The 6,209-nt window shown below is 42.4% G+C and carries 7 protein-coding genes; 5 read left to right on the top strand and 2 right to left on the bottom strand.

What is annotated here, in order from left to right:
- Nucleotides 1-169 precede the first annotated feature (169 nt).
- Nucleotides 170-775, bottom strand: a complete 606-nt coding sequence (locus HGG78_RS18255) for a recombinase family protein (RefSeq protein ID WP_019280869.1) — start codon at nt 773-775, stop codon at nt 170-172.
- 255 nt (nt 776-1,030) lie between these two features.
- Between HGG78_RS18255 and HGG78_RS18250 the strand changes: the two genes are divergently transcribed.
- The 3 genes from HGG78_RS18250 (at nt 1,031) to HGG78_RS18240 (ending at nt 2,665) form a co-directional block, all read left to right on the top strand.
- Complete coding sequence (locus tag HGG78_RS18250; RefSeq protein WP_019280871.1) at nt 1,031-1,288, top strand: type II toxin-antitoxin system Phd/YefM family antitoxin; 258 nt, start codon at nt 1,031-1,033, stop codon at nt 1,286-1,288.
- A complete protein-coding gene (locus HGG78_RS18245) occupies nt 1,275-1,571 on the top strand; it encodes a type II toxin-antitoxin system RelE family toxin (RefSeq protein WP_004394065.1) in 297 nt (98 codons plus the stop codon). Before HGG78_RS18250 ends, HGG78_RS18245 begins: the two co-directional genes overlap by 14 nt.
- Nucleotides 1,572-1,672: 101 nt before the next feature.
- Nucleotides 1,673-2,665, top strand: coding sequence for a hypothetical protein (locus HGG78_RS18240; RefSeq protein WP_254068259.1), 993 nt, complete (start codon nt 1,673-1,675; stop codon nt 2,663-2,665).
- A gap of 114 nt (nt 2,666-2,779) precedes the next feature.
- Here the strand turns inward: HGG78_RS18240 and HGG78_RS19205 are convergent, their stop codons facing one another.
- Nucleotides 2,780-2,905 (bottom strand): hypothetical protein, encoded by a 126-nt coding sequence (locus tag HGG78_RS19205; RefSeq protein ID WP_255091413.1) that lies wholly within the window; start codon nt 2,903-2,905, stop codon nt 2,780-2,782.
- Nucleotides 2,906-2,951: 46 nt separating this feature from the next.
- Between HGG78_RS19205 and HGG78_RS19200 the strand changes: the two genes are divergently transcribed.
- Both HGG78_RS19200 and HGG78_RS18235 read left to right on the top strand, forming a co-directional pair.
- On the top strand, nt 2,952-3,083 hold the full coding sequence (locus tag HGG78_RS19200; protein ID WP_255091412.1) for a hypothetical protein: 132 nt from the start codon (nt 2,952-2,954) through the stop codon (nt 3,081-3,083).
- A 47-nt stretch (nt 3,084-3,130) separates the two neighbouring features.
- A complete protein-coding gene (locus HGG78_RS18235) occupies nt 3,131-6,145 on the top strand; it encodes a Tn3 family transposase (RefSeq protein ID WP_172533757.1) in 3,015 nt (1,004 codons plus the stop codon).
- Nucleotides 6,146-6,209: the final 64 nt, after the last annotated feature.

Below are 6,209 nucleotides of genomic sequence, written 5' to 3'. Positions count from 1 at the left end.
GGGGTTTGAAGTCCAACGGTACAGAAAACAACGCTAAGGGGGTTAACAGACTGATATTAATCATATTATTCTCTGTGAAGTCCAATGGAACGAAAACGTACGATAAGGCGTTAATGTATTGCGTCCCATTCACCGAAACGTTCCATAAAGTCTAAAATATAACTATTAATCAATTGGTTAAATTCTTTACTTTAGCGATCGTTGAGCGGCTGCAACCCAATAAACTCTGTATTTTCGACCAGCTTTTTCCTTCGCCTAGAAGAAGAGCAATATTTTGCCTTAGTTGGTGATCAGGCTGCCTACCTTGATATTTTCCCAAAGCTTTCGCCTTTTCTATCCCTTGCGCCTGACGCTTTAGTCGAGTTTCATAATCATCTCTGGCCATTGCAGCGGCCAGGTCAATCATAAATTCTGTCAGCACTTTTGATATCATCGAGTTTTCAGCTATCCCATTTAAAATGGAATGCGTCATTGGCTGATCAAGAACGACGATATGAATGCCCGCATCAACTAATTGATGTTTGAGCAGCTTCCATTGTTCATAAGGTAATCGGGATAGCCGATCTACCTTTTCGATCAGCAAAATATCATTTTGATGTGAGTCCTCAATTAAGCGAGACAACTCCGCTCTTTCTAATTTTGAACCAGATTGGTTCTCAGTATAGAAACTGGCTATGCGTACACCTTTTTGCTTTGCAAACTGGATAAGTTCAGATTTTGCACGATGAGCATCTTGTTCATCTGTTGATGCTCTTAAGTAGCCTCTTATGAACATTTTTCAACCTACTGGTTCGTTTTGGGTAGAGTTCACAATAATAGTTCGCGTAGGGTTTTATTTCCATAATAAACGAACCAATTTTACGGCGTTAATATGTGGTTTTCATGAGGTATACTTTAAAAGAACTGATTTATTCTTAACTGATGCTTGTTTTTACAATGGTAATCAGGTAAGTGATGACAGGGCTTTTTAAAGACATTATAATAACCCTTATTAAAGTCTTTTAAGAGTCTCCATAGTGAGGGTTATATCATGAGTCTAACGAACAACATATTGACGGAAGTCAGTGCGGGGCTTACCCAACTGAAATCAAACCCGATGGGGGTACTGGAAGAGGGGCACGGCGCTCCTGTGGCTATCCTAAATCGAAATAAGCCTGCGTTCTATGCCGTTCCCGTCGCTCTTTATGAGCATATGGTTGAAGAGCTTGAAAATATCGAACTGATGAAAATGGCACAGCAAGCCTATGAAGACGGTGACTTTGTCGAGGTCGATCTTGACAACTTATAACCTCAAATTTGAGCGTAAAGCCCAAAAGTTATTTTCAAAACTCGGTGAGCCCGTAAAGTCTCAGTTCAAAGAGAAGCTCAGAAAAGTGCTCGAAAACCCACACATCGAAGCCAATAGGCTTTATGGCGCTTTGTCTGGTTGTTACAAGATAAAACTTAAACAATCTGGCTATAGGTTGGTCTATAAAGTGGAAGATGGTGAGCTGCTTGTTCTCGTGCTTGCCATCGGTAAACGTGAAAGAAAAGAAGCTTATCTCATGGCTGAGAGAGTGCTCGATAAATAAATGAAGAGAAATCATCAATGTTTGATCAAACTTATCGCTGCCCAATAGGAAGTCCAAATCCCCAAACCTGTACCTGTAGCTCCTGCCATTTAAAAAATGAGATGGCAAAAAGTCAGGCAGCCTTAAGAGCGGCGGAAGCCCGTAATTTGGCTCCCATAGGAAGACGCTTTTCTAGTGTGAACGCTGTTTCAGAGCCGGAACCAATAAAAGAAACGCTGAAAGAAAAAATCGAACGACAACGCAGTGAGCGCTTTGCTCAAAGTGAACGTAATTGGCAATACGTGCAAGCAAATGAAGATCGCTATGCAGCACAAAGAGCTGAAACCTTAGCGAATAGACGTGCGGCTAATTCAGCGTATCAACTCACAGAAAAAGAGTGGAACAAAGACTTACAAAAGCTGGCTAAAGAATATCAATGGGATACATCCCAACAAGAGAATGTCAGTATTGCCATTTTGACACTTGAAGAAGCGAACGAATATTTGGATTTATTGATCAAAGATACGCATGGACAGCTTTCTGTTGGGAAAGATTACACTGGCGTTGGAATGGGACTGAAAGGCGCTTATGAAGTTGCCAAAGAACTTGGCGGTTGGGGGGCGACGGCTAAAGCGGTCAATATCAACGGCGTGATGAATATTGTGGTTGAGAATTACAAACCTCGCTATTTAGATCTAGGCATCCGTTGGCAAGAGGCAACACCTCAAATGCTTAAAATTGGTCACGCCCTGAATACTGTTCAAGGCAATATCAGTTTTTTGAGAGGTAACATTTTTGTCGAAGTCGTGTTTAGTGGTGCGGTCAATGCGGTTGACTACATGCTTCACGATGAAAAGACGCTAGGTGAAGTCGTAGGTCAATTTACTGCGGATATATCTAAGGGTGTGGTTGCTGGCGTGATAGCTCAAGGGGTAACTCTAGTCGCCAAAGGAGCTGTAAGTTTTCTTTTTGCTACACCACCCACAGCAGCCGTATTAGGTTTTTTTGTAATAATGGCTTTTGGTATCGGGTTAGCTGTTTCTGCTATTGACGAACAATATAAATACACCGAACCGATGAAAAAGGAAGTGGAGAGATTAATTGATGAAAATTAGTCGCTTCAAAGTATTTCTATACCTCACTTTCTTCTCTCTATTGCTAGCAGTGTTTAGCTACTTTTTACTAAAAGTAATCAATAACTTAACTGCTTATGAAAATATCGTTACGATTTATAGCGCCTTAAACAACGCTTCATTATTCGCATCATTTAGCAGTACTTTAATACTGACAACATTCACAATCATTGCTCTTATCACAGGTAAGTCTCTAAGATGGATGCCTAAAATCATCATCATAATCCTATCCATAATGGTTGTAATTAGCTTTATAGTTGGATGGGTAATGACAACCGTCACAAAGAAAGAACTTGATGAACAAGGCTACATCGAATGCCAATCTGAGCGAGAACTTACATTGAAATACTCCAGCCGAACTTATGTTTTACCTCCTGAAAAATGTGAGAAAGACCGTTAATTTGTTAGACGTAGGTCAATTGTTAGCCTGTTACTGAGGTATGCGTTATGCCTGTAGATTTCTTAACCACTGAACAAAAAGATAGCTATGGGCAATTTAATGGTGAGCCCAATGATGTCCAACTGGCAAGATATTTCCACTTGGATGAGTTTGATCTTGAGCTGATTCAAAAAAAGCGTGGTAAACACAACCGTTTAGGTTTTGCACTTCAACTGACCTCCATTCGTTTTTTGGGGACGTTTGCCCTTGATTTTAACCGAATCCCTTTTTCTGTCAGTCATTACGTTGCAAGGCAGTTAGGTATATCCAACGTCGAAGTATTAGCTCGATATGCACTTCGCAAAAATACGCAATGGGAGCACCACCGAGAGATCAAACAAACTTACGGATACCGCGAGCTGAGCGATGGCTCATTAGGATTTTGCTTAATACGGCAATTATACAGCCACGCATGGATTGCGAATGAACGCCCCAGCGTGATGTTCGATCATGCAACTGCATGGCTCATCGAAAGAAAAGTCTTATTGCCCGGTGTCACCGTACTCATTCGATTGGTCTCTGAAGTCAGAGAACGTGCCGCGAATCGATTATGGGTAAAGCTTGCTTCAATATTGAGCGATGAGCATAAAACCACACTGTATACGTTACTGGATATTGAAAGTGAGGGAGGACGCCAATCACGGTTGGAACGTTTAAGAAGAGGCCCAACGACCATCAGTGGTCCAGCCTTTATTTCCGCAGTGAATCGTTATGAGCAAATACTGAACTTCCCTGTTCCCATAGAAGCCTTTGAGGCTTTGCCAACGGCTCGTGTTCAAGCCATTGCTCGACACGCCATGATGTCATCGGTCGCGAAAATTGGCCGAATGCCCGATGAAAAGAAATTATCTATGCTGTTGGCTTTTGTGTATATATACCGGCTAACGACTTTGGATGATGCCATTGATATTTTAGATCTGTTAATCACACAAATGAACGCTTCGGCGAAAAACATCGGGCAGAAAAAGCGACTGAGAACGTTAAAGGATCTCGATAAATCCGCTTTAGTGTTATCTAAAGTGTGTGCACTGTTGCTCGATGATGAGATTGATGATGCGCACTTGCGGGACGCCATTTTTATCCGATATCCAAAAAATCAGGTGAGTGATTCACTGAATTTAGTCAAAGAGTTGATACGTCCCGCAAACGCACCATATCACCAAGAATTAGTGGAACAATATGGTCGGGTACGACTTTTTCTCCCTACTTTATTGCGCAAATTGCCATTGAAAGCAACGCCATCCGGTGAGCACTTACTAAACGCTTTTCATTACCTAAGAGATGAGGGAATTTCGCATCGGCGTTTCCTAAAAGATGCCCCTTTAGATATTGTAAAACCAACATGGAAACACCTCGTTTTTCAGGAAGATGGTCAGGTCTCAAAGCAAGGGTATTCCCTGTGTTTCCTATCACAACTTCAAGATGCATTAAGGCGTCGAAACCTTTTCTTCGAAGACAGTTTAAATTGGTCGGATCCAAGAGCGAAGTTACTGTCAGAAGAGGCATGGAAGCACACCCGCTCCCACATTTGCCGCTCTCTCAATTTTCCAATTGATCCAAAATCAGCTCTTCATCGATTACAAACGCAACTGGACGAAACTTTTAAAGAAGTCGCTCAACGCTTTTCTGACAACGAGAAAGTGTCAGTAGATACCCGAAGTAAAAAACCACGTTTAAACATATCAGCATTAGAGCCTGAAAGAGAGCCATTGATTACCACAGAGCTTCGCCAGCAAATAGCATCACTCATCCCGAAGGTTGACCTGACGGAGTTGCTTGTTGAAATCAATGCCATTACTGGATTTACCAATGAGTTTACTCATGTCAGTGAATCAAATGCCCGAGCAGAAGGGCTTGATATCAGTTTGTGCGCGGTCCTGATGGCAGAAGCTTGTAACATCGGGCTCGAACCATTAATAAAACCCCAAATCCCAGCGCTTACCCGCCATCGGCTCCAATGGGTGAAACAGAATTACTTACGCTCTGAGACATTGGTAAAAGCGAACGCTCGGCTTGTCGATCATCAAAGCACTTTAGCCATTGCTCAAGTCTGGGGAGGCGGTGAAGTGGCCTCAGCCGATGGTATGCGCTTTGTCACTCCCGTTCGTACTGTTAATGCCGGACCTAATAGAAAGTATTTTGGCGCTCACAAGGGGATCACCTGGTACAACTTTATGTCTAATCAATACAGTGGGTTCCATGACATTACCGTAACGGGAACCTTGAGAGATTCCTTATTTGTATTGGAGGGGTTGCTTGAGCATCAAACGACACTAAACCCGATGGAAATTATGACAGATACGGCTGGCTCAAGCGATCTGGTGTTTGGTCTTTTTGCTTTACTCGGTTATCAGTTTTCACCAAGGTTAGCGGATGCAGGATCAGTAACCTTGTGGCGGTTTGATAAAGAGGCCGATTACGGTGCTTTAAATGAAGTGTCAACGAATTTGCTTCGTCCAGAGCGATTTCTCGTACAGTGGGACGAAATGATGCGAGTGTCAGGCTCTCTAAAATTGGGAAAAGTAAGAGCATCTGAATTGATTCGTTCATTGTTAAAAAGTGACAAACCGTCAGGACTGACTCAGGGGATAATTGAGCTTGGCAGAGCAAATAAGACCTTATATTTACTGAAATATTTGGATGATGAAGATTATCGCCGTCGAATACTTACGCAGCTAAACAGGGGTGAAAGCCGCCATGCCGTTGCGCGAGCCATCTGTCATGGGAAGCGAGGTGAGATCAGGAAAAAATATCGAGAGGGTCAAGAAGACCAGTTGAGTGCTTTGGGCCTAGTCACCAACGCCGTAGTTTTATGGAACACCATTTACATGGAGGCTACCGTCAATCACTTGAGGCAATCTCAAGAAGTAAAAGACGAGGATCTTGCTCGGATCTCTCCACTACAAACAAAACACATCAATATGTTGGGGCAGTATTCATTCAATGTTTCGGAAAACATTTTGAGAGGAGAACTACGACCACTTACTGATGTTTCTGAAAGCAACGATGAAGATGATATTTAATCAAGCAAAAACAGACAGTTAACCCCCTTAGCGTTGTTTTCTGTACCGTTGGACTTCAAACCCC

Origin of the sequence: Vibrio aestuarianus (assembly GCF_012395185.1) — a bacterium.
Taxonomy (GTDB): domain Bacteria; phylum Pseudomonadota; class Gammaproteobacteria; order Enterobacterales; family Vibrionaceae; genus Vibrio; species Vibrio aestuarianus.
Note: the sequence above shows the minus strand (reverse complement) of the source record. Positions and strands in the feature narration are given on the sequence as shown.

Bases quoted from the DNA above. Each gene is read 5' to 3' on its own strand.
- HGG78_RS18255 (WP_019280869.1), bottom strand. From the start codon at position 775: ATGTTCATAAGAGGCTACTTAAGAGCATCAACAGATGAACAAGATGCT.
- HGG78_RS18250 (WP_019280871.1), top strand. From the start codon at position 1,031: ATGAGTCTAACGAACAACATATTGACGGAAGTCAGTGCGGGGCTTACC.
- HGG78_RS18240 (WP_254068259.1), top strand. From the start codon at position 1,673: ATGGCAAAAAGTCAGGCAGCCTTAAGAGCGGCGGAAGCCCGTAATTTG.
- HGG78_RS19205 (WP_255091413.1), bottom strand. From the start codon at position 2,905: ATGATGATGATTTTAGGCATCCATCTTAGAGACTTACCTGTGATAAGA.
- HGG78_RS19200 (WP_255091412.1), top strand. From the start codon at position 2,952: ATGACAACCGTCACAAAGAAAGAACTTGATGAACAAGGCTACATCGAA.
- HGG78_RS18235 (WP_172533757.1), top strand. From the start codon at position 3,131: ATGCCTGTAGATTTCTTAACCACTGAACAAAAAGATAGCTATGGGCAA.